Origin of the sequence: Arthrobacter humicola (assembly GCF_022803015.1) — a bacterium.
Taxonomy (GTDB): Bacteria; Actinomycetota; Actinomycetes; order Actinomycetales; family Micrococcaceae; genus Arthrobacter; species Arthrobacter humicola_A.
In genome coordinates, this window is sequence record NZ_JAFKON010000002.1 from 441,346 (window position 1) to 466,549 (window position 25,204).

Below are 25,204 nucleotides of genomic sequence, written 5' to 3' on the forward strand. Positions count from 1 at the left end.
ACACAGGAGCCATTGGTGGATTCAAACGACGTCCAGGCAGACCTCAAACACGTTCTCTACACCAAGGAACAGATCCAGCAACGGATCACCGAACTCGCGGCGCAGATCGACAAGGACTACGAGGGCCGCGACCTCCTGATCGTCGGCGTGCTCAAGGGCGCCGTCATGGTCATGGCAGACCTGGCCCGTGCGCTGCACACCCACGTCTCCATGGACTGGATGGCCGTGTCCTCGTACGGCTCGGGCACGCAGTCCTCAGGCGTGGTCCGCATCCTGAAGGACCTCGACACCGACCTCATGGGCAAAGACGTCCTGATCGTCGAGGACATCATCGATTCCGGCCTCACGCTGTCCTGGCTCAAGACGAACCTGGAATCGCGCGGCACGGCGTCAGTGGAAATCTGCACCGCCTTCCGTAAGCCGACTGCCGCCAAGGTCAAGATCGACGTCAAGTACGTCGGCTATGACATCCCCAACGAGTTCGTGGTGGGCTATGGCCTGGACTACGCCGAGAAGTACCGCAACCTGGACTTCGTCGGCACCCTGGCCCCGCACGTCTACGAGTAAATCGTTCACGCGAAGGCAACCCCGCCCGGGCCCCGGGCGGCCGGAGGCCCGGCCCCGCTACGCCCACAGGGAACTTTTGCCCTTTGCCGTGCGTGAGGTAGTGCGACGGTGTATAGCTAGAAGCTGACGCAGCACCACACGCGCGCAGACCGGTCGCCGTGCAGCACTACCAGGAGGGACGGGGCCAGCCCCGAACAGATGAAAGCTAAGAGTTTCTTCAAGGGCCCCGGCATCTGGATTGTCGTCGTGGTGGCCATGCTGCTGCTGGCATTTGCCACGCTTGCGCCGGGCGGCGCCAGCCGGATCGACACCGACAAGGGCCTTGAGCTGCTGACAGCCGGCGGCAAGGTTGAACAGGCCAAGATTTTTGACGCCGAGAACCGGGTGGACCTGGTCCTGAAGGACAACCTTCAGGTCGACGGGCAGGACAAGGGCAAGAACGTCCAGTTCTACTTCGTCAACGCCCGCGCCCAGGACGTCGTCAAGGCCGTCACGGACTCCAAACCGTCCGGCGGCTTCACCGACCAGCCGATCGAAAACAACTGGTTCTCCGGGCTCTTCTCCCTGCTGGTGCCCGTGCTGTTGCTCGGCGTCCTGTTCTGGTTCCTGCTCTCCCGGATGCAGGGCGGCGGCTCCAAGGTGATGCAGTTCGGCAAGTCCAAGGCCAAGCTCGTCAACAAGGACATGCCCCAGGTGACCTTCAGCGATGTCGCCGGCGCCGATGAGGCCGTCGAGGAACTCGAGGAGATCAAGGAATTCCTGCAGGAACCGGCCAAGTTCCAGGCCGTTGGCGCCAAAATCCCCAAGGGCGTGCTGCTCTACGGCCCCCCGGGCACCGGCAAAACCCTCCTGGCCCGCGCGGTTGCCGGCGAGGCCGGCGTACCCTTCTTCTCCATCTCAGGCTCCGACTTCGTGGAAATGTTCGTCGGCGTGGGTGCCTCCCGTGTCCGCGACCTCTTCGAGCAGGCCAAGTCCAACGCGCCGGCGATCATCTTCGTCGATGAGATCGACGCCGTCGGCCGGCACCGCGGCGCCGGAATCGGCGGCGGCAACGACGAGCGCGAGCAGACCCTGAACCAGCTGCTGGTGGAAATGGACGGCTTCGACGTCAAGACCAACGTCATCCTGATTGCCGCCACGAACCGCCCCGACGTCCTGGACCCCGCCCTGCTGCGTCCGGGCCGCTTTGACCGGCAGATCGGGGTTGAGGCCCCCGATTTGATCGGCCGCGACCAGATCCTGCAGGTGCACGCCAAGGGCAAGCCGATGGCTGCCGGCGTCGACCTCAAGGCTGTTGCCAAGAAGACACCCGGCTACACGGGCGCGGACCTGGCCAACGTTCTGAACGAGGCCGCCCTGCTGACGGCCCGGTCCAACGCCAACCTGATCGATGACCGCGCCCTGGACGAGGCGATTGACCGCGTCATGGCCGGCCCGCAGAAGCGCAGCCGGGTCATGAAGGAACACGAACGCAAAGTCACCGCGTACCACGAAGGCGGCCACGCCCTCGTCGCGGCTGCCCTGCGGAACTCCGCCCCGGTCACCAAGATCACCATCCTGCCCCGCGGCCGTGCCCTCGGCTACACCATGGTGGTCCCGGAAAACGACAAGTACTCCATCACCCGCAACGAGCTGCTCGACCAGATGGCCTACGCCATGGGCGGCCGCGTCGCCGAGGAACTCGTCTTCCACGATCCGTCCACGGGTGCATCCAATGACATCGAGAAGGCCACCGGGATCGCCCGGAAGATGGTCACCGAGTTCGGCATGAGCGAACGGGTCGGATCGGTGCGCCTCGGCCAGGGCGGCGGCGAGCCGTTCCTGGGCCGCGACGCCGGCCACGAGCGCAACTACTCGGACCAGATCGCCTACATCGTCGACGAGGAAGTGCGCCGCCTGATCGACGGCGCCCATGATGAGGCCTACGCCATCCTGACCGAGAACCGGGATGTCCTGGACGAGCTGGCGCTGGAACTGCTCGAACGCGAAACACTGAACCAGGCCGAAATCGCGCAAATATTCACCCACATCCGCAAGCGCGACTTCCGCGACGTCTGGCTCTCCAAGGAGACCCGCACGCTCCAGACCGCCGGCCCGGTGGAGTCACGCCGCGAAAAGGCGGAGCGTGAAGCCCAGGAGGAAGCCACCCACGCCCGGCTCGAAGAGCCCTTGGATGCCCAGCCCCCGCATGCCCAGGGCGTCGGCGGGCAGGAGTCCTTCCAGGGCGGTGCAACAGATATCGGGACTGATGGTCATCCCGGCTAGGCTTCTTCTGTGACTTCTAACTTCGACGACGACGTTCCCGCCCCCGCCGCTGCTTCGGCGGGGGACGGGGGAGCCCCGCATTCAAAGTCCAAAGTGGACCGCCCCAGGATCGAAGCGGCAGTACGGGAAATCCTGCTGGCGATCGGTGAGGACCCGGACCGCGGCGGCCTCATTGACACCCCGAAGCGGGTGGCCAAGGCCTACGTGGAAATGTTCGCAGGCCTGCACCACGACCCCGCCGAGATCCTGGCCACCACCTTCGACCTCGAGCACGAGGAACTCGTGCTGGTCAAGGACATTCCGTTCTATTCCACCTGCGAGCACCACCTGGTGCCGTTCCACGGGGTGGCGCATGTGGGCTATATCCCGTCCCACGACGGCAAGGTCACGGGCCTGAGCAAGCTGGCGCGCGTGGTGGACATGTTCGCCAAGCGCCCGCAGGTCCAGGAACGCCTGACCACCCAGATCGTCGAGGCCCTCGTCACGCACCTCAATCCGCGTGGCGCGATCGTCGTCGTCGAATGTGAACACCTGTGCATGTCCATGCGGGGAATCCGCAAGCCCGGCGCCAAGACCGTCACCAGCGCAGTGCGCGGGCAACTCCATGACCCGGCCACCCGTGCCGAAGCCATGAGCCTCATACTCGGAAGGTAAGAACACAGACCATGGACTCCCTAGCTGCAGCCCCGGGCACCGGCCCCGCCACTTCGCCCCTGCCCATCCTGCGCAAACCGCGCCCGGCGGCGAAGTTCCAGGACCTGCCCACGGACCGGACACTGGTGATGGGAATCCTCAACGTCACCCCTGATTCCTTCAGCGACGGCGGAGCCCACGCGACGGCGGACACGGCGATCGCGGCCGGGCTGCGGATGTTCTACGCCGGGGCGGACATCATTGACGTCGGCGGCGAATCCACCCGCCCGGGTGCCACGGCAGTCGGCGCTGACGAGGAACAGCGCCGCGTCCTGCCGGTCATCGAGGCCCTGGTCAAGGCCGGCGCCCTGGTCAGCATCGACACCACCCACGCCGCGACGGCTGCCGCGGCCCTGAAGGCCGGCGCCGCGATCATCAACGACGTCTCGGGCCTGACCATGGAACCGGAAATGGCCGAACTCGCCGCCCGCACCAAGGTCCCCTACATCCTCACGCACCGCCGCGGCGACGCCAGCAGCATGAACTCCCTGACGGACTACCGTGACGTCGCCGGGGAAGTCGTGACGGAGCTCGCCGGCGTCCGCGACAAGCTGTACGCCGCCGGGGTCGCGCCGGAACAGATCATTGTGGACCCGGGACTGGGCTTCGCCAAGAACGAGGGCCAGAACTGGGAGCTCCTGCAGCACCTGGATGTCCTGCAGGCCATGGGCCACAAGGTCCTCGTCGCCGGCTCACGCAAACGCTTCCTCGGCAGCCTCCTGACCGTGGCCGGCAAGGCCGCCCAGCCGGTTGAACGCGACGCCGCCACCGCCGCCATGACCGCCATCAGCGCCTTCCGCGGCGCCTGGGCTGTGCGCGTGCACGACGTCGGCGCGAGCCTGGACGCCGTCAAGGTCGCCGCCCGCATGGTTCCCCCGGCACCGGCCGGTTCCGCCAACGCCGGCACCAACTGACCGGCCGGCACCATGGATCAGATCACGCTGAGCGGCGTCACCGCCGTCGGCCATCACGGTGTGTTCGATTTCGAGCGCCGCGACGGGCAGCCCTTCGTTGTCGACGCGGTGCTGCACCTGGACTTCAGCAAAGCGGCCGCTTCCGACGACGTCCTGGACACCGCGCATTACGGCGAGGTGGCCAACTGCATCCGGGACTGGATCACCGGTGAGCCGCTGAACCTGATCGAGGCCCTCGCGGTGCGGATTGCCGAGGACGTCCTGCAGAAATTCGCCGTCGCCGCCGTGGACATCACCGTGCACAAGCCCAAGGCCCCGATCGAAGTCGACTTTGGCGATGTCGCCGTCAGCGTGCACCGGAGGCGGACGTGAGCCCGCTCTACACCCGTGCTGTGATCGCGCTCGGCAGCAACCTGGGGGAGCGCAGCGACACCCTGTCCGCCGCCGTTGCAGACCTCGTCGACCCGCCGGAGGTGCGCCTGCTGGCCATCTCGCCGATCGTCCAGACCAAGGCCGTGGGAGGTCCGCCGGACCAGCCCGACTTCCTGAACATGGTGATTGCCGTCGAGACGTCGCTGCCGCCGCTCGGACTGCTCGAGCACTGCCACGACGTGGAGCAGAAGCATTTGCGGGTGCGCGAGGTCCGGTGGGGGCCTCGGACCCTGGACGTGGACATCATCACGTACGGGGATGTGGTGAGCTCCGATCCCGAGCTCACCCTGCCCCACCCCCGGGCCGCGGAACGGGCGTTCGTGCTCTATCCGTGGTCGCTGATCGATCCCGCGGCGGAGCTCAACGGCGAACGCGTGGGCGATCTCGCGGCGAAAGCCGCCGATTTCGCCGACCTTGCCACCTTTGACGGCTTCCAGAACCCCGCCGCAGCGGATGTCACTGCCACGGAGATCACCGGCGTGCCCGGTGCGGCGGAGCGGCCGTGAAGCTGACCAGCCCCCTGCTCCTGCTAGCCATTTGCGTGGTCCTGGCCGTGGCCGGCTGGTTCGCCACCATGCTCTCCGGCCGCTACGGCCTGGCCACCCCGGTGCTGCCGCTGACGGGCCTGGTGACCATGGGCGTGATCGTGGCCCTCACGCTGGTGCTGGGCATCCGCGTGCTCCGGTGGCGCAACGGCAAGAAGAAGAAAATCCTCAACCCCATCCTGGCTGCCTGGACCCTGGTCCTCGCGCAGGCCTGCGCCTACACCGGCTCGGTCCTGCTGGGCTGGCACGCGGGAATCGTGGTGGAGCAACTGAGGCTGTGGAACCTGCGCAGCAACCAGGAGATCACCTGGCAGGCCCTGGCCATGGCTGGCGGCGGCCTGATCATGGTGATCGTCGGGCTCGTCGTCGAGCGGTTCTGCCGGATTCCCCCCGAGGACGGCGACGCCGATTCCCGGCCAGGCGTGCAGGGAAAGCGCAGCAAGCCGTCGGCGGAAGGCGAATATGCCTACCGAAGCGATTGATCCTCCGGGCATCGACTGGCTCCGGGTCTCCCCGAAGTACGTCACGGTGCGCCTCGCGGGGTGGGCGCTGGGAACCCTGGTCGCGGTGGCCCTGCTGTCGCTTCCCCTCATCCTGGTGCTGACCGGCGTGTGGACCTGGCTGCCGGTCTGGCTGGCCGTCGCCCTCCCCGCGGTCGCGCTGCTGCTGGCCCTGTGGCGGCTCGCGCTGATTCCCCGGCAGGTGCGCTCGATCGGCTACGCCGAGCGTGAGGATGACCTCCTGATCCGGCGCGGCATTTTCTTCCAGCGCACCCTCGTGGTTCCTTACGGGCGGATGCAGTACGTCGACATCGCGGTGGGCCCGGTCGAACGCCAGCTGGGCCTGTGCACACTGAAGCTGCACACCGCGGCCGCCGCGACCAGCGCCGAGATTCCCGGGCTGCCCGCGAGCGAAGGCGCCCGGCTCCGCGAACAACTGTCCGCCCGCGGCGAAGCCCGGCTGGCCGGGCTGTGACGGGAAGGCCGTGACGGGATGGCGCTGACACCGGAGGATGCCGGACGCGCCGCCGACGCAACCGCCGTCGGATCCGGTATCGAAGGAACTGCCGACGCCGGCTGGCTGCGCGTACACCCCGCCTCGCCCTTTGTCCGCGGCTGGGTGGCGCTGGCTGCGCTGCTGTTCTTTTTTGGACGCGACAGTTTCGAACGGTTCCTGCAGGGCGGCCCGCTCTTTGACGAGCGGCTGGCCGGACGGGCGCCCTGGCTGCTGCTCGGGGGCGGCGCCCTGATTCTGCTGACCGTTCTCGGCTACGTCCTGAGCTGGTACTTCACCCGCTACCAGGTGGCCGGCGGCTACGTGCGAGTCAACACCGGGTTCCTGTTCAAGCAGCAGCGGCAGGCCAGGCTGGACCGGGTGCAGGCGATCGACGTCGTGCAACCCCTGCTTGCACGGATCTTCGGACTGGCTGAATTGCGGTTCGAAGTCGCCGACGCCGGCCAGTCCGCGGTGCGCCTGGCGTACCTGCGCGCGGACGAGGCCCGGCAGCTCCGCGCGATAATCCTGGCCCGCGCCTCCGGTGCCGCGGGCGGGACACCGGTGCGGGAGCCGGGAGACCCGGAGTCCGGAGAGCCGGCGGCCGCCGCCGTGGAAGCCCCGGAACAGGCCGTGCTCACCGTGCCGCCGCCGCGCCTGGTGGGCTCGCTGCTCCTGAGCGAACAAAGTGTCGTGATCCTGGCTGGCGGCATTGCCTCGGTGATGCTCTCCGCCGTCACGGAAAACCGGAACTTCACGGTCTTCCTGATCCCTGCCGCGATCGGGCTCATCGCCTCCTACTGGTCCTCGTTCAACAAGGGCTACAACTTCACGGCCGCCATCTCCCCGGACGGCATCCGGCTGCGCTACGGCCTGCTGGACACGCAGGCGCAGACCGTTCCGCCGGGCAGGATCCAGGCGCTGAAGGTCAGCCAGCCGCCGCTGTGGCGGATATTCGGCTGGTACCGGATCCAGGTCAACGTGGCCGGCTACGGCCTGGCCGGCAGCGCCGGCGAAGGATCGGCCCGAACCACGCTGCTTCCGGTGGGATACCTCGGCGACGTCATGGAAATCCTCTCCCTGGTGCTCCCGGATCCCGGGACCCCGGACCCGGTGGGGCTGTTCACCGCGGGGATCACCGGCCTCGCGGACCCTGCCGGGACCCCGGACAGCGCAGCGGGGAAGGACCCCGACGGCGGCTTCGTCACCAGCCCGCGCCGGGCCCGGTTCCTGGCGCCGCTGGGCTGGCGGCGCAACGGCTTCGCGGCAACGGAGACCGCCCTGCTCCTGAGGTCGGGCCGCTGGTGGCGGAACTTCGTGGTGGTGCCGCACCAGCGCACCCAGTCCATGGCGCTCCAGCAGGGCCCGCTCGCCCGGCGGTTCCGGGTGGCGGACCTGGTCCTGCACACCACGGCGGGTCCGGTGGCCCCGCGGCTCATCCAGGCCGGGCTCGACGAGGCCCGGGCCCTGTTCGATGCCCAGTCGGCCCGTGCCCGTGCCGCGCGCAAGCACCAAAAGAGCGAACACTGGCTGGAGCCGGCGGCCCAGCCGGCCGCACCACCCGCCGAAGACCCCCAGGAAGGCCCGCATCATGGCTAAACCAGGACGCCTCGGCGTCGGAATCATTGGCGCAGGGAAGGTCGGCGCCGTCCTGGGGGCGGCGCTGCGCGGAGCCGAGCACGCCGTCATCGGGGCGTCCGCCGTTTCGGACGCCAGCAAAGAACGCGTCGAAACGCTCCTGCCCGGCGTCCCGATCCTGGACGTGCAGGACATCGTGGAGCGGGCCGAACTGGTCCTGCTCGCCGTCCCGGACGATGCCCTGGGCCCGCTGGTGAACGGACTGGCCAAGCTCGGCGCCTGGCAGCCCGGCCAGCTCGTGGCGCACACCTCCGGGCGCTTCGGCGTCGGGATCCTGCATCCGGTCCGCGCCGCCGGTGCCGTGCCGCTCGCGCTGCACCCGGCCATGACGTTCACGGGCATGAGCCTGGACCTCACCAGGCTCCTGGACTGCACCTTCGGCGTCACGGCCGACGCAGCGATGCTGCCGATCGCCCAGGCACTCGTCGTCGAAATGGGCGCCGAGCCCGTCGCGATCGCCGAGGCCGACCGCGTCCTCTACCACGCTGCCCTCGCGCACGGATCCAACCACCTGGTCACGCTCGTGGCGCAGGCCTCGCAGCTGCTCCGCGACGTCGGCGTCGACGCCCCGGACCGGATGCTGGGCCCGCTGCTGCGCGCCACCCTCGAGAACGCCCTCGCCTCCGGTGAAACGGCCCTGACCGGGCCCGTGGCCCGCGGCGACACCGGCACGGTGGCCGCGCACGCCGGCGCCCTCCGCGAGTACGACGGCGGCGCGGCCGGCGATATTCTTGAGGCGTACCTGGCCATGGCCCGGGCGACAGCCCGCCGGGCAGGAAGCCGCGGGCTCCTGAAGCCGGAACAACTCGACGGCATCGAACAGGCGCTCGGCGGCCCCGGCCAGAACGGGACGCCCGCCCCGGAAGGACCCTGACATGGCAATCCAACTCGTCACCACTGCTGCCCAGCTCCGCGCCGCAAGCGCCCGGCTGCTGGCACAGAAAGGCGGCACGTCCCAGGGCCTCGTGCCCACCATGGGCGCCCTGCACGAGGGACATGCCCAGCTGGCCCGGACGGCCGTCGCCCAGAACGACGTCGTGGCGGCCACCATCTTCGTCAACCCGCTGCAGTTTGGCGAGGCGGCGGACCTCGAACGCTACCCCAGGACCCTCGACGCCGACCTCGCGCTGCTCGACGCCGAAGGGGTAGACCTGGCGTTCGCGCCGGGTGTTGAGGAGGTCTACCCCGGCGGGGCACCCCTTGTGCGGATCACTGCCGGACCCCTGGGCGAAAAATGGGAAGGCGCGTCCCGGCCGGGGCACTTCGACGGCGCGCTGACCGTCGTCGCGAAACTGCTCCACTACGGCATTCCTGGGGCCGGCCTGCCCGGGGGCGGCCAGCCCGCGTACCGCGCCTATTTCGGCCAGAAGGACGCGCAGCAGCTGGCCCTGGTCCAGCGCATGGTGGCTGACCTGAATTTTCCCGTGGAGATCGTGCCGGTGCCCATTGTGCGCTCGGCCGACGGCCTGGCGCTGTCCAGCCGCAACCGATTCCTCTCCGAAGACCAGCGCGAGGCGGCCCTGGTGCTCTCCCGCGCGCTGCGGCTCATCGAGGAGCGCGCCAACGCCCATGAGCCGCTGGACATCGAATCCGCGCAGGCCCTCGTCCGGTCCCAGCCGCTCGTGGAGCTGGACTATTTCGAGGTGGTGGATCCGCGCACCCTCGAGCCCCTGGCGGAGAACTGCCGGGACACCCCGTTCCGCGGCGAGGGGCTGGCGATCATCGCTGCCAAGGTCGGGCCCGTCCGCCTCATCGACAACGCGCCCCTGAACTCGTAGCCCCAACCCCACCACCAATACGCAACGCGGGGTCAGATACGGCCCATGCCGCCGCCCGTCATCGGCTTATCCGAACCCGCGTTGTTTTCGCGGTGACGGGAATGCCCCCGGGCCCTAGACTGTTGGAACCTGCAGCAGCGCCGACGCTCGCCGGACCCACACCAAACTCCCTGAGGGAATTCCCATGTCAACAGACGTCTCTTCCAACGCCTCTGGCGATCCCGCACCGGGCGCTGCCCCCGCCATCCCCGGATCGGCCACGCCGGCCGCGCCCGCGGCATCCACCGCGCCCACCGCGCCGGCAAAGATGCCCCGGGAGTCCGTGGCCATCATCGCCACGCTGCTGGTGGCCACCTTCGTCGTGATCCTCAACGAGACCATCATGAACGTGGCCCTGCAGCGGCTGATGGTGGACCTGAACATCGATGCGCCTACCGTGCAGTGGCTGTCCACGGGTTTCATGCTCACCATGGCCGTCGTGATCCCCACCACCGGGTTCATCCTGCAGCGGCTGACCACCCGTGCCGTGTTCATGCTGGCCATGGGACTCTTTTCCGGCGGCACCCTGCTGGCCGCCCTCGCGCCGGGCTTCGAAGTCCTGCTGCTGGCCCGCATCGTCCAGGCCGGCGGCACCGCCATCATGCTCCCGCTCCTGATGACCACCATCCTCACTCTCGTGCCGCTGGAGCGCCGCGGCGCCGTCATGGGCAACGTCAGCATCGCCATTTCGGTTGCGCCGGCACTGGGCCCGACAGTTTCCGGCCTGATCCTCCAGCATTTTTCCTGGCGGTTCATGTTCGTCTTCGTGCTGCCGATCGCCCTCGCCGCGCTCGCCATCGGGGCCAGGTATCTGACCAACATCGGTGAGACCGAGAAAACCCGGCTCGATGCCCTCTCCGTGGTGCTCACGGTCCCCGCCTTCGGCGGCCTGGTGTACGGCCTGAGCCAGATCGGCGGCGGCCAGGCAGGCTCCCGCACCCCCGCCGTGGTGGCACTGGCCGTTGGTGTGCTGGCCATGGCAGCTTTCGTCCTGCGCCAGTTGAAGCTCCAGAAGACCGGCGGCCCCCTGCTGGACCTGCGCGCCTTCACGTTCCGGATGTTCACCGTTTCCGTGCTGCTGCTGGTCGTGGCCATGATCGCGCTGTTCGGCGCGGTGATCCTGCTGCCGTTGTACCTGCAGGAAATCCGCGGCCTGACCTCCCTCGAGACCGGCCTGGTCCTGCTGCCCGGCGGCCTCGCCATGGGCCTGCTGGGGCCCTTCATCGGCCGCGTATTCGACAGGATCGGGCCCCTGCCGCTGACAGTGACAGGCTCGATCATGATGGTGCTGTCCCTCTGGCAGTTCTCCATGCTGGACGCCACGTCGCCGCTGGGGTGGATCATCGCCCTGCACGTGGCACTCAGCCTGGGCCTGGCGCTGCTGTTCACCCCCGCCTTCACGACGGGGCTGAACCCGCTGCCGCCGCACCTGTACTCCCACGGCTCGGCCATCATGAGCACGCTGCAGCAGGTGGCCGGCGCCGCCGGCACGGCGCTCCTGGTCTCGATCTACGCCTTCGTGGCCGTTGCCTCGGGCATGGTCGCCGGCATGCATGCCGCATTCCTGACGGCGGCCGTCATAGCCGTCGCCGCCGTCGTACTGTCCACCATGATGCGCAAAACCGAAGGCGCGGGACACCTGGCCGCCCACTAGCTGCAATTAAAAAAACAACTGTGAGTCTTGCAGTGGTTGGTCTGGGACTAGCTGGCAGTGTTGATGCCGGTCGTTCTGCCGGGCGCGTGACTCGAAAAACAATTTGCCCCTTGAGGGTGCGTTTCCCCCGACTTGTCCGCACTGGGCGGAGCGGCCGGTGTTGGCCTGTCCCACATCGGTGGCTTGATTAGAAGCTTGCCCAGCCTTTGCAGGTTGTGGCTCATCACAGTTTTGCCTCGAAGAGACCCTTCCCAGGTTCAACGTCGGCCGTCATGCGGCCGTTCTTGCCCGTTCGAAAGGAAGGAGGGTCGCTGCGTTGACTATCGTTGCTCAGACCCGCCCGTTCGTCATCGGCGTGGACTGCCACGCCCGCACCCACACGTACGCCATCATCGAGGCCAGCACCAGGCGACAGATCGCGTGCGAGCAGTTCCCGACCACCCCGGCAGGGATTTCCCGCGCACTTGCCTGGGTAGGCCGACGGACAGACGGCGACATGGCCTGTCTATGGGCCGTCGAGGGCATCGGCTCCTACGGGGCGCGCCTGGCCAGGGCAGTAACCGACGCCGGCTACGACGTCGCCGAAGCTCCCCGGATGAACGCCCGCGGGCGCCGGGGAATCGGCAAATCCGACCCGCTGGACGCCGCCGCCATCGGAACCGCTGTCCTGGGGCTGGAGGAGTCCCAGCTCCGAGCTCCGCGACGGGATGAAGGAACCCGCGCTGCGCTTAGGATCCTGAGCGCAGCGCGGGATCAGTTGACCCGGGACCGAACAATGAATGCCAACGCACTCCTGGCCTTGCTCCGGGCCCATGATCTCGGGATCGACGCCCGCAAACCGCTGGTTCCCGCCCAGATCGCCACTATCACCAGATGGCGGGACCGACAGGAACCGGTCGAACTTTCGATCGCCCGCGAGGAAGCAGTTCGGTTGGCACGCCGCATTCTCGAAGTGACCACCCAGCTGGCTGCGAACCAGAAACGCATGACAGAGCTGATCCAGCAAAGCCCCGCTGCGCCGCTGTTGGAGATGGTAGGCGCCGGGGCTGTCACGGTCGCTACTGTCCTGACAGCGTGGTCGCATCCAGGAAGGGTTCGCAGCGAAGCTGCTTTCGCCTCGCTGGCAGGGGTGAATCCCTTGCCGGCCTCGAGCGGTAACACTGTCAGGCACCGGCTTAACCGGGGCGGTGACAGGCGCCTCAACCGGGCCTTGCACACCATCACCATGACCCGGATGACCCATGACTCCGGAACGCGGGAGTACGTCGCCAAACGCACCCAAGAAGGCCGCAGCTACCGCGAAATCCGCAGATCCCTTAAGCGCTACATCGCCAGAACCCTCTACCGCCAACTCAACGCCCTTTACGCCGCTGCGGAACCCCCCATTCCACGTTGTTGGAATGGTCGGCCTTTGGGGACCGGACCCTCCGAACTTTCAGGCTTTGCTTTGAGACGACCGGGCGCGCCTGCCTGAAAGTTATGCATGGTCCTCAGAAACGTGGTGGGCCTTTCCGCAGGTTTGTCTAAGGTTTTGATCAAGATCCTTGCAGGTAAACGACAGGGAGGTCTAAGGTCGGCGCATCACTCGTTGGGGGTTCGGGCTTTCGGCAACTGGGAATTGCCGCGGATCATTTTCGTAGAAAGTTCTTGGGGGATGTCTACTGCTCGGAGTCTGGTTCGGTCTGCCCTTTTCACCCTGTCCCTGTGCTGAGGCTGTGGCTTAGCGTACTGCTGGTCCTGGCGGTGGGGCCTGTCGGTCTTCTGGGCATTGCTGGCCCTCTACCGTCTGCGCATGCTGCCGGTACGGTGATCACCAACCAGACAATTAGCGCGGACGCAGTGTGGACGGCGGCGGCATCGCCGTATTGGGTTCAGGGCACGCTGAGAATCAACGCCGGGGTGCGTTTGACCATGGAGCCCGGCGTCATCGTGAAGATCGGGAACACTTCCAGCAGTAATGGTCAGATCTTCGTCGACGGGCAGCTGACCGTGCGTGGATCTTCAGCTGCCCCGGTGATCTTTACTTCATACCGTGATGACTCTGTTGGTGGTGATACCAATGGGGACGGCGCTGCATCGTCACCCCAGCGGGGGGATTGGTATCACATTTATTTCAGCGATTCTGCGAGGTCCCAGTCGGTGATGGACCGCGCTGTCGTCCAGTATGGTGGCTACGGGTCGGGGGGCCTCTGCGGGCCCTATGCAGAACTACGGGTAGCTGCGGGTGCTGTCTTGTCATTGACGAACAGCGATGTTCGCCATTCTCAGTATGCGGGCGTTTCAGTCGAGTTCGGGGCCGGAGAGGTTCGGGTCGCCAATAACAGGTTCTCTGAGAGCAACTGTGGCATTGGCGCTCCCACCGGGGCGATCACGGATAATGTCTTTGAGGGCACAATTTCGGGCTACGCCGCAGCGTTCCTCGGATCGAATAACGTGAAGTTCTACGACAACTACGTGTCCAAAGCGGTCCTCGCGAACAGCTCGCCGGGCCCAACCCGGCAGCAGTTGGACATGCGGGGGAACGCCTTGATTGGTGGGGTGTCGAATGAGCCGTCGAACCAGGACGCACAGGACCTCGCCTATAACTGGTGGGGCCATGGTGTGGATGACCCGCCGACTGGTTGCTTTAGCTTCCAAACCACGTACATCCCGGATGTGACGTATGCCTTGGTGAACGGAAGCGCCTGCTATCAGCAGGGCAATCCGTCCATAGCGGGCTACTTTACGAAGGTCACGCCAGCACTCACGGCAGCACCGCCGATTCCCTCGGCCGGGGTTACCGGGACGGGCACCTATGCCGGGTCTGTTGCTGATGAACAGATATATGGCCCGGATGGGGGTTCGGAGTTCGGGACCGCGCCGGTCGGTTCGCAGTCCGACCCGGTGAACACTGCGATTGGCGCGCTCGTGCATTCGGAGTCCGACCTTGCCCTGGCGTCAAAGACTGGGAACCTTAGCCTGAACCGCTTCTACACCTCCGCCGATGCGGCGGAAGGTCCGTTCGGCCGAGGCTGGAGCCTGGGCTACGACATCCGCCTGAGCGTGCAGGGGCCCGAGGCTGTATTGAAAGCAGGCACCGGCCAGCGGCTGAAGTTCACGAAGAACGCGGACGGCAGCTTCACGGCACCGCCAGGAGCAACCTCCGGCCTGGCCCAGAACGCGGACGGGACCTTCACCGTCACCACCCGCTCGGGGCTTGTTCATTCCTTCGATGCCGCGGGGCGGCTGACAGCACTTACTGACGGTTCGGGTCGCGGACCCGCCTACATGTATGACGGAGGCGGAAGACTGACCCAGGTCAGCGACGGCGGCAGATCGATCTCATTCACCTGGGACACCACAGCGGGCCGCATCACCGGCGCCCTGACTTCGGCGGGGCAGTCCGTGACCTATAGCTACACCGGCGGGCTGCTGACCGGGGCCACGAACGCCCTGGCCGGGACCACCACCTACACCTACGACGCCGGGCAACGTCTCTCGGAGATCAAGGCACCTTCGGGCCGCACGATCGTCAAGACCGTGTATGACAACAGCACCGGGCGGGTGGCTGAGCAGTGGGACGGGCTCGGCAACCGCAACGTCTTCACCTGGGACCCGGCGGCCTCGACGGCGACCATGACGGATTCCCGCGGCGGGCTCTGGAAGGACGTCTACCTCGGTAATGTGCTGCAGCGCCGGATTGACCCGGTCGGGAACGCCACGGAGTACGAGTACGATAGCCAGCTGCGGCTGATCGCCACGTATGGGCCGGACGGCATCCGCAACGGGTTGTCCTACACCCCCGGTGGCGACGTGAAGTCCTTCCAGGGCACCACACCGATAGTCCGGTCAGAGTACAACACCCAGCACATGCCCACGACCACGGTCAACGCCCGTGGGAACAGCAGCACCCGCGGCTACGACGCGGCCAACAACCTCACCCAACTGGCCCGTCCCAATCCCGCCGGCGGGACCCAGACCAGCTCGATGGCCTATGACCCGATGGGTAACATCACCTCCGCAACGGACCCGAGCGGCAACACCAGCACCTTCGAATACAGCTCCGACGGGGACCCCATCAAGACCACATCCCCGCTGGGCTCCGTGACGTCCATGGGCTACGACAACGCCGGACGGGTCGCCAGCATGGTCTCCCCCCGAGGGAACGCCGCCGGCGCGGACCCGGCCCAGTACACCTGGCGGTACGAGTACGACGCCCTTGGCCGAATGGTGAAGGCGACCAACCCGGCCGGGCAGTTCGAGACACTTGATTACGACATGGATGGCCAGATCATCAAGGCCACGGACACCTCCGGCCGTTCCACCACCTACTAGTACGACGCGGCCGGGCACGTCACCAGCGTGCAGGGGCCGGACGTGAGTGTCCCGGCTACCACTACGGCCTACGACTCCAACGGCAAGATCACAGCCCTGACTGATTCAATGGGCCGGACAACGGCATTCCAATACGACGCTGCCAACCGGGCCACTACGGTGACCAACCCGCTGGGAACCTATACCCTCACCTACACCAGGCGGAACCAGATTGCGACCGTGACGGACCCGCAGAACGCGGTCACCTCGTACACGTATGACCCGGCAGGCAGGCTGACACGGGCCGATCTACCGGGCACGGACAGCGACGTCACCTATACCTACGATGCGAACGGCAACCGCGTCTCCATGGCGGATCCCAACGGCACCACCTCCTACACCTACGATTCTCTGGACCGGCTCACCACAGTCACTCGAGGCGGGCGGACCTTCACTCTCGCCTACGACGCCGGGTCCCGGCTGACCGGCCTTACGAGTCCCGATGGGGCAGTCACCGGCTACACATACGATGCGGACGGCCGGGTCACGCAAGTCAAGAACGGCACCAGCGTCGTTGCGGACTACACCCACGACCTGGACGGCAATACCCTCACGATCGCGCGGGCCGACGGCTCAACAGCCACCCGCACCTACGACAACCTCGGGCGGCTCACCCGAATCACCGACGCCACCACCGTCGCGATACTCCTGGACGAGACGTACGCCTACGACACCGCGGGCAACCCCCTGACCATCACTCGCCCGGACGGTACAACCGACACGTTCAGCTACGACTCCCGGGACCGGCTTACAAAGGCCTGTTACACCACCGCCTGCGCCGCCAGCAGCGAAGTCCTGGAATGGACCTACGACCACGCCGGCAACGTCCTCACCGAAGTCCGCAACGGAGCAACCACAACCCACACTTACAACACCAAAGGCCAGCGCACCCAAACCACCGCCCCCGGCGGCACCACAACCTACACCTACGATCCGAAGGGTCAGGCCCTCACCGCCGGCGGCACATCCTTCACCTACACCACTGGTGGCCGCACCGCCACGGCCACCACCCCGGCAGGCGCCCCCACCTACCAGTACGACGGTGACGGCCGCCGCCTCAGCGCCACCCTTGGGACCGCGAAAACCAGCTTCGAATGGGACCCCTTCTACCAGCTGACCAACGAACTGGACACCAACGGCGCCCTTATCCGCCACTACACCAACGGCGACCAGCCCCTCACCGCCCACGACGCCGCCGGGACGGCTGCCTACTTCCACACTGACCGGCTCGGATCCATCCGCGCTCTCACCGACGCCACAGGGACCGTCACCTCAGTAGGGGCCTGGGAACCCTACGGCCGGCCCCGGGTCACCGGCCCGAACAACCCCAACGCCCCGCCCCTGGGCTGGCTCGGCCAATACCGAGACCCCACTGGCCTTACACACCTCCGCGCCCGCCAATACAACCCAAACGCCGGCATCTTCCTCACTACAGACCCCGCCGCAGCCACCACCACCTCCGGCACCTATACGTACGGATCTTCCAACCCCCTTCGATACATCGACATCACCGGCCTCTTCTCATGGAATGAGGCCCTCGGCAACATCCAACAAGTCAGTGGAATCGTGTCCGATGTCGCCGGAGTTATAGCCATCGCAGCAGCCGTAACCGGCGTTGGTGCACCGATAGCCGCCATGGCTGGCGGCATAGCCCTCGCCGCCGGTGCAATACACGCCGGAACCAAAGCCATCCAGGCGTATAACACCTGTAACAGCGGCAAAGGATCCTGCGGCGACGCAGTCGCCGACGTACTCCTTTCAACCGCAGCCGTAGTCCCAGGAGGGAGACTCATCAAGGGCGCGGCTTCCGGAGCGAAGGCCATGTCCAGGGTGGCAAGAGCCGGAGATGAATTAGTCGATGTCTGGCGCGTAGTAGGGTCAGATGAGGCAGCCCAAATTGCAAGGTCAGGTACCTACCGAGTCCAGCCCGGAGGAATGGGCAAATACTTCTTCCCGACCCAGGGGCAAGCCGAAAACTTGGGACAGGGGTACATAAAACTAGGCCAGGGACAACAAACGCTCACGCACGGACAAGCGCCTCGATCGGTCATTGACCGGGCTGAACCTGTTCACGCCGCAAGCGAAGGCCCCGCCTGGTTCGTTCGCACAGCAGATATTCCATCCATTTGCAACGTCATCTGCATAGGACCGATCGGCCCATGAGCCCACATACAGTCTCGGCACAGTTCTGCTTCTACGCGGCAGAAAGCGGTGGTCTAGCGGCGGAAATGACAAGCCCAACGCCGTCCTTGATCATGATCTTCCCTCCCCTGACTGAGGCTGAGGAAGAGCCAGTTCAATTCGGTGCCATCCTTGATTTGGCCGGCGAGAATGTTCGACCCGACTCGATGCCGGAAGGAAAGCTCATCTTCTGGTCAGATTTATCAAGGTTGTATGCCTCCAAAGGTGTTGCTTTCCAAATCTGGTACGACGGACGATTTGTAGGAGAGGGAAGAGTCAACGACATCGTGGAAGATGCCTGAGTTCGGGTAGCACTTCATGATTCCAGCTATTGTCTCGTAAACGTACAGCTTTTCAAGACACAGTCCCCGGGCCTCGGGAGGGGCAACGGCCGTCGCGCGAGCAGACGGAATAGCCGCGTACTCGGCGTCTCGTAAAGGCGTCTCGCCGTAAATCGTCTCGCTGCGGGCGCGTCGGCGACTTTTCGAGTCAGAATTGCTTCATGAGGCAACTGGGTTACACCCGGGTCAGTACTTCCAGCCAGGACGCCCAGCTCCAGCTGGACGCAATTGTTGCAGCTGGTGTGCAGGAACGTGATGTCTTTGCCGACGTGACCTCCGGAAGCAAGACGGCGACCGAGCGCCCCGGAATGAAGAGGCTCCTCGAGTACGCCGTCGAGGGTGACACGGTCGTTGTGTGGCGGGTGGACCGGCTGGGCCGATCATTGATAGACGTGCTCAACACTGTGGCCTTGCTGCGCGGCCGCGGTGTCCAGGTCCGGTCCATCTCCGATGGCATCGACCCGGCAACCTCGACCGGACGGCTGATGCTGAACATGCTCGCAACCCTTGCCGAGTATGAGCGCGAGCTCATCGTCGAGCGGGTCAATGCCGGCATCGCTGCCGCTCGGCAAAGCGGCACACGTTTCGGGCGGCTGCTTTCCGACCCCGCAGTCATTGCCGACAAACTCGCGATCGCCCAGGACGCTCGCGCCAAAGGCCGCACCGCCGAGGACGCCGCCCGTCTCGTTGGCTGGAGCCGCGCAACGCTCTACCGCCACCAGCAAGCCGGTGCCGCGAGCGAGAGCACCACAATCTAGCCCGAAAACCACGCGCTGCATGAAGACTCCGGTTTCCGACCTCCTTAGCCAGCGACCAGGTCTACTGCACGGACCTCGCTTCGCTCGGGCTGTAGAAGCCTTTTTCTGTTTATTGCTGCTGTCCTTATGGTGTTGTCGGGTGGTTCCGTGGCCGTTGTAGGGTCGTGGCTACCCAGGGGAGGCGGGTATGGCTTTGTTGCTGTGGCCGGACGATTCACGTCGTGACGGCTCCGTAGGATTGGCCGCCCGCCACCCCGCGATGACCCGACCGCTGATTGAGAGACGCGACATGATCGCCGGATAAGGACACGACGGCGCGGTTATCTGCCGGGTTCCACCCATCCGACAGACTGGAGGCTGTTTTGGCGAAATTGTGGGCCGGCATCGATGCCGGCAAAGCCCATCATCACTGCGTCGTGATCGACGCCGACGGAAACCGTCTGTTCTCGCAGAAAATCCCCAACGACGAACCGGCCCTGCTCGAGCTCATCGCCGCCGTTCTGAAGCTCGGGGACGGGGACGAGGTCATCTGGGCAACGGATCTGAACCACGGCGGCCCGGCGTTGCTGATCGCCCTGCTCGTCGCCCATGGCCAGAGCATCCTCTATATCCCGGGCCGGATCGTCCACCACGCCTCCAAGCTCTACCGCGGCGAGGGCAAAACGGACGCCAAAGACGCCGCCGTGATCGCGGACCAGGCCAGGATGCGCCGCGATCTGCAGCCGCTGCGGGCCGGGGATGAGATCAGCACCGGGCTGAGGATCCTGACCGCCCGCCGGGCGGACAAATCCGCGGACCGGGTCCGCGCGATCAACCGCCTGCAGGCCCAGCTGCTCGAATACTTCCCCGCTTTGGAGCGGGCCTTTGACTACAGCCGCTCCAAGGCAGCGCTGCTGCTGCTGACCAAACACCGGACCCCGGACGGGATTCGCCGTACCGGCCAGGCCAGGCTCCATGCCTGGTTGAAGAAACACGGCACCCGTTCGTCCGCCGCGGTCGCCCAGGCCGCGGTGGATGCTGCGAAATCCCAGCACACCACCGTCCCGGCCCAGCACATGGGGGAGCTGATCGTCGCCGCCCTCGCACGGGAGATCATCACCCTGAACGAGGAACTGGCAGAGCTCGATGCGCTGATCAGCGTGAAGGTCACCGAACACCGGCACACCCGGACCCTGCTCAGCGTGCCCGGCTTCGGCCCCGTCCTGGCCGCGGAGTTCCTGGGCGCTACCGGCGGGGACCTCACCGTCTTTCAGACCGCGGACCGGTTCGCCGGCGTCGCCGGACTCGCCCCCGCACCCCGGGACTCCGGCCGGATTACGGGCAACCACCACCGCCCCCGCCGCTACGACCGCCGGCTGCTGCGGGTCTTCTACCTCTCCGGGCTATCGGCGCTGAAATCCTGCCCGGCCTCCCGGGCCTACTACGACCGCAAACGCGGCGAAGGCAAAACCCACGTCCAGGCCATGCTCTCCCTGGCCCGCCGCCGACTGAACGTTCTCTGGGCCATGCTCCGCGACGGCACCACCTACACGCCAGTCCCGGCGGAGGCACAACCACTGGCCGCCTGACGAGTCGACACCGGGCCCGGACCGGAGCGCAACGTTCCGTTCAGCGATTTCAAGTGCTAAGAATTTTCCGAGCCAGTTCGACGAGAACCGCCATTTTTCGCTGTGATTCCTCTTTGAGAACCGGGTTTGTCTTTGCATCGAGGTACCAGCCGAGCCGGTCATAGGCATGAACAACCGCCTCAGTGCCCGTGGTCGTCTCCTTCAACGTGACGGTCATTCCTATCGGAATGCTCTTTCGACCCCACGGCAGCATCGTGCCCCATATACGGAGAGAAAAGTTCGATCCCTCACGCACGGAGACCGACTCGCCTTCGTTGCGCGGAATGTAGCCCGCAGCCCTCAATCCCGCCATCAGCACCGCAATCGATTCTGGCGCTGTCGTTTGAACGGGAATTGATTCGCTTAGCTCGTAGATGCTCTCCATCGGGATCCCCTTGTCTCGGCACAGTCACATGCACGGCTCGACACATCCCTGAACCGTGGTGGTACTGCGAATCCTAATGGGCCGTACAACGAAACATGCAGCTTCTGATCGGGCCAAAAAGCCGTCCGCTTAGGGTCCCACTGCTGGAACGAAAAGGGCCTCGCTGCGCTCGGGCAGCACAAGGTTTTTTCCTTTTTTGCTGCTGTCCGTTGGATCTTACGTGCCCGCTCCACCGGCTCAACCGTCCTGCGGACGGCAGCCCACCGGATGCCTTGGGTCGGCGCTGCGCTGATTTCCTCCCGCAATCCATCCGCTGCTTGCCCTTCGGGTTGCCCCGGCTCCGTCGGGCACAGCTACGCGATGCTCCGCCAGCAGGCAAAAAACATGGTGGGGGAGAGGAAGCCGGTTGTTGAGGCACCCGCCCCGCCCCAAGAAACGGAGCATCACCCCATGAACACACAAACCATGACCGGCACGGTCACGGCCGACACCGCCGAACCTGTCACTGCCCCGGCCCTTCCCGCCGACGACCGGGCAGGGGACGGGTATGACTGGATGGACACCCTCGAAGGCACCGCCTGGTCCGTGCTGGCGAACTGGGGCAGCGAGGGCTGGGACGCCGGATCCTGGCCCTACATCATCGTCGCCGTCGCCCGCACCCGTGACGGGAACGGGGAACTGTTCGGCTACGGCACCTACGTCGAAGGCGACACCGCGACTTATTGGTTCCGGTCCCAGGACGCCTGCTTCGAAGCGATCACCGCCGAGGTGTTCTTCCACTGGGCCTCCGGCCAGTCCGACGGCCCGGACAACCTCCCCGCCACCGCGGCCAGGCTGCCGGAGCAGGACCGGAAGCCCTACCCGGGCTGGGCGGACTAGAAGCACCTTGGGCGTCCCGGCCGCCACCGGCCGGGACGCCGGAGCGGCACACCAATATCCGTTGACAACATCATTGAGATTCCTTCGGATCATACGTGCCCGCTCCACCGGCTCAACCGTCCTGCGGACGGCGGCGCAGCCGATGGCTTGTGTCGGCGCTTCGCTTATTTCCTCCCACAAACCATCCACTGCTTGCCCTTCGGGTTGCCCCGGCTCCGTCGGCCACAGCTACGCGCTGCTCCGCCAGCAGGCACAGAAGCGTCGGGGGGAGAGGGGAAGCTGGCCGGTCACCAAAGCCGCCCCGCTATGGTCCGCGCCAGCACCCGATTCCAGCCGCTTGACAGACATAGAAGCGTCGCGGGGTGACTTAGCGCCGGTCCGGACCTCCGGAATGGGCGCCATTTGACCCAGCGTTGCTTGATAGGGCGTTGCGTGGTGCGGGTTAGCCTGCGTAAAACGCGCTCAGCTCGGCGATCAGCTTGTCCGGCGCCTTGTTGACACCGTCGTGGCCCATGCCCGGCAGGATCGTATAGCTGGAGCCGGAGAGGACATCGTGGATCTGGGCGCAGGCCACCCCGAAATAGGCCGGACTCTTCTCGCCCACGATGATCAGCGTTTCCAGCGGCAGTTCCAGGAAGGGTTCGGCCGGCATGTCCGCGGCGATGATCGCCTTGATCTCGCGGACGCCGGTCTGCATGAGGTCGCGCAGCTGCTTGCCGATCGGGGTGCCCGCCGAGAGCTTGTTCGCCAGCGTCAGCATGGACAGCGGCATCCGGGAGAGGGCGCTGCCGGTCTCCAGGCCCTTGAGCAGGACGGCGAGGGCGCGGTCGTCGTCGCCGGCTGCGGTCGCCCGCTCGTATTCGGGCGTCCAGTCCGCCGTGACGCTGTGGTTGACGGACACGGCGGGGTCGTACACGGCCAGCCGTTCCACCGGCAGGGTGCGGGCCGCGTGCAGGGCCACTGCCCCGCCGAAGCTGTGGCCGAAGACGTCCGTGCTGGCGGTGTGCTTCATGACGGCGTCGAGGTCGTGGATGTCCACGTCGAGGGTGTAATCCTCAGGCTGCGGGGAGGACGAGCCGCGGCCGCGACGGTTGAAGGTGTGCACCGGCCGTCCCAGTGATGCGCTGAGTTTCTGCGCGAAACGGGTGTAGTCGGCGGCCGTCACCATCGAGGCCGGCACGACGACGATGCCCGAACCCGCCGAGGCGAGCTCGGCGCCCGTGCTCAAAAGCTCGATCGTTCCGCCGTTGGGGGTTCTGATGTTCTCGCGGGTCATGCTCCGAGCCTAGCCGAGGCCACGCCCCAGTGCAGTAAGCCGCGGTGCACTACGGCACCGGTCCAGCACGGCGCAGTCCACTATGACCGCAATCCACTGTGACCGCAGTTCAGTTGTGGTCCCGTCGCAGCGGCGCTGCATGATCGCCCCGCGCTAGTTGCCCAGCCGGCCGCCGGAGACCTCGAGGTAGCAGGCGCCGCAGAGCGACTCGTACCAGACGTCCTGGCCGTCGATCGCAACCTGGTTCCCGTCGAACACCACATGGTCCCCGATCCGGCGCGTGTTGAAGATGGCCTTCCGTCCGCAGCGGCAGATGGTCTTGAGCTCTTCGAGGGTGTGCGCGATCTCCAGCAGGCGCAGGGAACCGGGGAACGCGCGGGTCCGGAAATCGGTGCGGATACCGTAGGCGAGGACGGGGACGTTGTCCAGGACCGCGATGCGGAAGAGGTCGTCCACCTGCTCCGGTTCCAGGAACTGGGCCTCGTCCACCAGCAGGCAGGCCACCGGCGGGGTGTCCACGTGCTGCAGGAGGGCGTCGGGATCGTCGCCGTGGGCCTGGGCGGTGAACAGGTCGCGGGCCGACGCGCCGGCGGGGATCAGGAAGTCCACCGAACGGGTCATGCCCAGGCGGGACACGACGTCGGAGTCGCCCTTGGTGTCCACGTCCGGCTTGGCCAGCAGGACCCGCTGGCCGCGTTCCTCATAGTTGAAGGCGGCCTGCAGAAGCCCCGTAGATTTGCCGGAGTTCATGGCGCCGTAGCGGAAGTAGAGCTTGGCCAAGGGGGTCCTTTCGAAAGGGTCGCCCCCGATTCTAGCGGTCGGTCGCGTCGCAGCCCTCAGCGGCCGGGCCCACTGCGCCGCCACCGGGCCGGCACGCCCGCGGCTGCAAGGCTGCCGGCCAGGCTGACGGGCGGCGGAGTCGCAGCCCCGGGTCCGCCGTGGAGGAACCGGGCCGTGCGGAGGGCCAGCCGGCTTCCCGGCCGGATGGGGCCTTCGTGGAGCTGCCCGGGGACCACGGCGAAGCTGACCGCGGGGACGGCGTCGGCAAGCTGGTGGCTCGTGTCGGCGAAGTAGCCGGGGCTCCAGCCGCCGCTGAGCATGAGGGTGGGGGTGGTGATGGCGGCAAAATCCTCGAGTTCGGCGTCGGCATCCAGTACGGCGCGCATCTCGGCGACGGCCGTGGGCAGCAGTTGCCGCATTTCGGCGCCGAGCCTGGTCCGGGCCGAGAGGATGCTGAGCATGCGCAGTGCGCCCAGGGGCAGCATGGACACCGGGCCGGCCGTCTCCAGGCCTTGCACCAAATGCGCCCAGGCGTGGTCGAGTTCGCCGGCAGCCACGGACCTTTCCAGTTCGGGCCGCCAGCGCTGGGTGAGGTTCCCGGAGAGGCTCACGGCGGCGTCGTAAGTCACCATCCTGCGGATCGGCAGGCGCCGGGCGGCCTCGAGGGCCACGAACCCGCCATAGCTGTGGGCCACGACGTCGCTGGCGCCGGTCTCGCGGAGCACGGTTGCCAGGTCGGCCACCTCGGTGGCGGCGGAATAGTCGGCAGGCTGGTGCGAGGAACCGGCGCGTCCGCGGCGGTTGTAGCAGTGCACCGGCTGGTCCAGCAGCCGGCAAAGTTTTCGGGCAAAGGACCGGTAGAGCGCATCGGTGATCAGGGTCCCGTGCACGACGACGACGCCGGATCCTTCGCCGCGGGACGCCACGGCGGCGTCGGACGCGGTTGTTCTGCCCGGTGCGTGCCCCGCCGGGCGGATGGTGTGCAGCTCAAGGTGTCCCTTGCCGTCGTCGGTCCTCACTGTCCATGTCTCCACAACTTCGAGTCTATTCCCGCACCCCGTCCCCCTGGCCGCCGCCCGGGCAGAACCGGGCCGGGACCTTCCCGGACGCAAATCGACGGTAAACT

22 protein-coding genes and 1 pseudogene are annotated in these 25,204 nt (G+C 66.5%); 19 read left to right on the forward strand and 4 right to left on the reverse strand.

Going from position 1 to position 25,204, the window contains the following annotated elements; genetic code table 11:
- Positions 1 to 15: 15 nt before the first annotated feature.
- The 18 genes and pseudogenes from hpt to ARTB_RS07090 all read left to right on the forward strand — a co-directional run bounded on the left by hpt (position 16) and on the right by ARTB_RS07090 (position 20,719).
- Positions 16 to 567 carry a hypoxanthine phosphoribosyltransferase gene (gene hpt, locus ARTB_RS07005; protein WP_018774939.1) on the forward strand — a complete coding sequence of 184 codons (552 nt, stop codon included), beginning with the start codon at positions 16 to 18 and terminating at the stop codon, positions 565 to 567.
- 198 nt (positions 568 to 765) lie between these two features.
- Positions 766 to 2,832, forward strand: a complete 2,067-nt coding sequence (ftsH, locus tag ARTB_RS07010; protein ID WP_028276931.1) for an ATP-dependent zinc metalloprotease FtsH — start codon at positions 766 to 768, stop codon at positions 2,830 to 2,832.
- Between the two features lie 9 nt (positions 2,833 to 2,841).
- Positions 2,842 to 3,486 carry a GTP cyclohydrolase I FolE gene (gene folE / locus ARTB_RS07015; RefSeq protein WP_230007204.1) on the forward strand — a complete coding sequence of 215 codons (645 nt, stop codon included), beginning with the start codon at positions 2,842 to 2,844 and terminating at the stop codon, positions 3,484 to 3,486.
- Positions 3,487 to 3,497: 11 nt separating this feature from the next.
- Positions 3,498 to 4,439 carry a dihydropteroate synthase gene (folP, locus tag ARTB_RS07020; RefSeq protein WP_243178303.1) on the forward strand — a complete coding sequence of 314 codons (942 nt, stop codon included), beginning with the start codon at positions 3,498 to 3,500 and terminating at the stop codon, positions 4,437 to 4,439.
- Positions 4,440 to 4,451: 12 nt separating this feature from the next.
- The gene (gene folB, locus ARTB_RS07025; RefSeq protein ID WP_223914703.1) at positions 4,452 to 4,811 is read left to right on the forward strand and encodes a dihydroneopterin aldolase; all 360 of its coding nucleotides are present in this window, start codon (positions 4,452 to 4,454) and stop codon (positions 4,809 to 4,811) included.
- Positions 4,808 to 5,377 carry a 2-amino-4-hydroxy-6-hydroxymethyldihydropteridine diphosphokinase gene (folK, locus tag ARTB_RS07030; RefSeq protein WP_243178304.1) on the forward strand — a complete coding sequence of 190 codons (570 nt, stop codon included), beginning with the start codon at positions 4,808 to 4,810 and terminating at the stop codon, positions 5,375 to 5,377. Before folB ends, folK begins: the two co-directional genes overlap by 4 nt.
- Positions 5,374 to 5,898 (forward strand): DUF3180 domain-containing protein, encoded by a 525-nt coding sequence (locus ARTB_RS07035; RefSeq protein ID WP_028276927.1) that lies wholly within the window; start codon positions 5,374 to 5,376, stop codon positions 5,896 to 5,898. The genes folK and ARTB_RS07035 overlap by 4 nt, the downstream gene beginning before the upstream one ends.
- A complete protein-coding gene (locus ARTB_RS07040) occupies positions 5,879 to 6,391 on the forward strand; it encodes a PH domain-containing protein (RefSeq protein WP_243178305.1) in 513 nt (170 codons plus the stop codon). The genes ARTB_RS07035 and ARTB_RS07040 overlap by 20 nt, the downstream gene beginning before the upstream one ends.
- An 18-nt stretch (positions 6,392 to 6,409) precedes the next feature.
- Positions 6,410 to 8,008 (forward strand): PH domain-containing protein, encoded by a 1,599-nt coding sequence (locus tag ARTB_RS07045; RefSeq protein WP_243178306.1) that lies wholly within the window; start codon positions 6,410 to 6,412, stop codon positions 8,006 to 8,008.
- Positions 8,001 to 8,921, forward strand: coding sequence for a Rossmann-like and DUF2520 domain-containing protein (locus tag ARTB_RS07050; protein ID WP_223914698.1), 921 nt, complete (start codon positions 8,001 to 8,003; stop codon positions 8,919 to 8,921). Before ARTB_RS07045 ends, ARTB_RS07050 begins: the two co-directional genes overlap by 8 nt.
- Position 8,922: 1 nt before the next feature.
- Positions 8,923 to 9,825 (forward strand): pantoate--beta-alanine ligase, encoded by a 903-nt coding sequence (panC, locus tag ARTB_RS07055; RefSeq protein ID WP_243178307.1) that lies wholly within the window; start codon positions 8,923 to 8,925, stop codon positions 9,823 to 9,825.
- A gap of 184 nt (positions 9,826 to 10,009) precedes the next feature.
- Entirely contained in the window at positions 10,010 to 11,518 is a 1,509-nt protein-coding gene (locus ARTB_RS07060; RefSeq protein ID WP_243178308.1) for an MDR family MFS transporter, read from the forward strand.
- Positions 11,519 to 11,834: 316 nt separating this feature from the next.
- Positions 11,835 to 12,878, forward strand: a pseudogene (locus tag ARTB_RS07065) (IS110 family transposase); the annotation flags it as partial.
- 1,073 nt (positions 12,879 to 13,951) lie between these two features.
- Positions 13,952 to 15,832: a DUF6531 domain-containing protein gene (locus tag ARTB_RS07070; RefSeq protein ID WP_243178309.1), complete on the forward strand. Its 1,881-nt coding sequence runs from the start codon at positions 13,952 to 13,954 to the stop codon at positions 15,830 to 15,832.
- Between the two features lie 42 nt (positions 15,833 to 15,874).
- The gene (locus ARTB_RS21750) at positions 15,875 to 18,034 is read left to right on the forward strand and encodes an RHS repeat-associated core domain-containing protein (protein ID WP_243178310.1); all 2,160 of its coding nucleotides are present in this window, start codon (positions 15,875 to 15,877) and stop codon (positions 18,032 to 18,034) included.
- Positions 18,031 to 18,354, forward strand: a complete 324-nt coding sequence (locus ARTB_RS07080; protein WP_243178311.1) for a hypothetical protein — start codon at positions 18,031 to 18,033, stop codon at positions 18,352 to 18,354. Before ARTB_RS21750 ends, ARTB_RS07080 begins: the two co-directional genes overlap by 4 nt.
- A 200-nt stretch (positions 18,355 to 18,554) precedes the next feature.
- The gene (locus ARTB_RS07085) at positions 18,555 to 19,151 is read left to right on the forward strand and encodes a recombinase family protein (protein ID WP_243178312.1); all 597 of its coding nucleotides are present in this window, start codon (positions 18,555 to 18,557) and stop codon (positions 19,149 to 19,151) included.
- A 362-nt stretch (positions 19,152 to 19,513) separates the two neighbouring features.
- Positions 19,514 to 20,719 (forward strand): IS110 family transposase, encoded by a 1,206-nt coding sequence (locus tag ARTB_RS07090; protein WP_243178313.1) that lies wholly within the window; start codon positions 19,514 to 19,516, stop codon positions 20,717 to 20,719.
- Positions 20,720 to 20,768: 49 nt separating this feature from the next.
- On the opposite strand, the gene ARTB_RS07095 is transcribed toward ARTB_RS07090, so the two are convergent.
- Positions 20,769 to 21,143, reverse strand: coding sequence for a hypothetical protein (locus tag ARTB_RS07095; protein ID WP_243178314.1), 375 nt, complete (start codon positions 21,141 to 21,143; stop codon positions 20,769 to 20,771).
- Positions 21,144 to 21,593: 450 nt separating this feature from the next.
- Here ARTB_RS07095 and ARTB_RS07100 point away from each other — a divergent pair, with 450 nt between their 5' ends.
- Positions 21,594 to 22,022, forward strand: a complete 429-nt coding sequence (locus tag ARTB_RS07100; RefSeq protein WP_243178315.1) for a hypothetical protein — start codon at positions 21,594 to 21,596, stop codon at positions 22,020 to 22,022.
- A gap of 442 nt (positions 22,023 to 22,464) precedes the next feature.
- On the opposite strand, the gene ARTB_RS07105 is transcribed toward ARTB_RS07100, so the two are convergent.
- The 3 genes from ARTB_RS07105 to ARTB_RS07115 all read right to left on the reverse strand — a co-directional run bounded on the left by ARTB_RS07105 (position 22,465) and on the right by ARTB_RS07115 (position 25,112).
- The gene (locus ARTB_RS07105) at positions 22,465 to 23,298 is read right to left on the reverse strand and encodes an alpha/beta fold hydrolase (RefSeq protein ID WP_028276921.1); all 834 of its coding nucleotides are present in this window, start codon (positions 23,296 to 23,298) and stop codon (positions 22,465 to 22,467) included.
- 153 nt (positions 23,299 to 23,451) lie between these two features.
- Positions 23,452 to 24,078, reverse strand: coding sequence for a thymidine kinase (locus ARTB_RS07110; protein ID WP_028276920.1), 627 nt, complete (start codon positions 24,076 to 24,078; stop codon positions 23,452 to 23,454).
- Positions 24,079 to 24,134: 56 nt separating this feature from the next.
- Positions 24,135 to 25,112: an alpha/beta fold hydrolase gene (locus ARTB_RS07115; protein ID WP_243178316.1), complete on the reverse strand. Its 978-nt coding sequence runs from the start codon at positions 25,110 to 25,112 to the stop codon at positions 24,135 to 24,137.
- Between the last annotated feature and the right edge of the window lie 92 nt (positions 25,113 to 25,204).

Excerpts from the sequence above, each read along its gene's own strand:
- ftsH (WP_028276931.1), top strand. The coding sequence starts at position 766 with ATGAAAGCTAAGAGTTTCTTCAAGGGCCCCGGCATCTGGATTGTCGTC.
- folP (WP_243178303.1), top strand. The coding sequence starts at position 3,498 with ATGGACTCCCTAGCTGCAGCCCCGGGCACCGGCCCCGCCACTTCGCCC.
- folB (WP_223914703.1), top strand. The coding sequence starts at position 4,452 with ATGGATCAGATCACGCTGAGCGGCGTCACCGCCGTCGGCCATCACGGT.
- ARTB_RS07040 (WP_243178305.1), top strand. The coding sequence starts at position 5,879 with ATGCCTACCGAAGCGATTGATCCTCCGGGCATCGACTGGCTCCGGGTC.
- ARTB_RS07045 (WP_243178306.1), top strand. The coding sequence starts at position 6,410 with ATGGCGCTGACACCGGAGGATGCCGGACGCGCCGCCGACGCAACCGCC.
- ARTB_RS07050 (WP_223914698.1), top strand. The coding sequence starts at position 8,001 with ATGGCTAAACCAGGACGCCTCGGCGTCGGAATCATTGGCGCAGGGAAG.
- panC (WP_243178307.1), top strand. The coding sequence starts at position 8,923 with ATGGCAATCCAACTCGTCACCACTGCTGCCCAGCTCCGCGCCGCAAGC.
- ARTB_RS07060 (WP_243178308.1), top strand. The coding sequence starts at position 10,010 with ATGTCAACAGACGTCTCTTCCAACGCCTCTGGCGATCCCGCACCGGGC.
- ARTB_RS07080 (WP_243178311.1), top strand. The coding sequence starts at position 18,031 with ATGAGCCCACATACAGTCTCGGCACAGTTCTGCTTCTACGCGGCAGAA.
- ARTB_RS07085 (WP_243178312.1), top strand. The coding sequence starts at position 18,555 with ATGAGGCAACTGGGTTACACCCGGGTCAGTACTTCCAGCCAGGACGCC.
- ARTB_RS07095 (WP_243178314.1), bottom strand. The coding sequence starts at position 21,143 with ATGGAGAGCATCTACGAGCTAAGCGAATCAATTCCCGTTCAAACGACA.
- ARTB_RS07100 (WP_243178315.1), top strand. The coding sequence starts at position 21,594 with ATGAACACACAAACCATGACCGGCACGGTCACGGCCGACACCGCCGAA.
- ARTB_RS07105 (WP_028276921.1), bottom strand. The coding sequence starts at position 23,298 with ATGACCCGCGAGAACATCAGAACCCCCAACGGCGGAACGATCGAGCTT.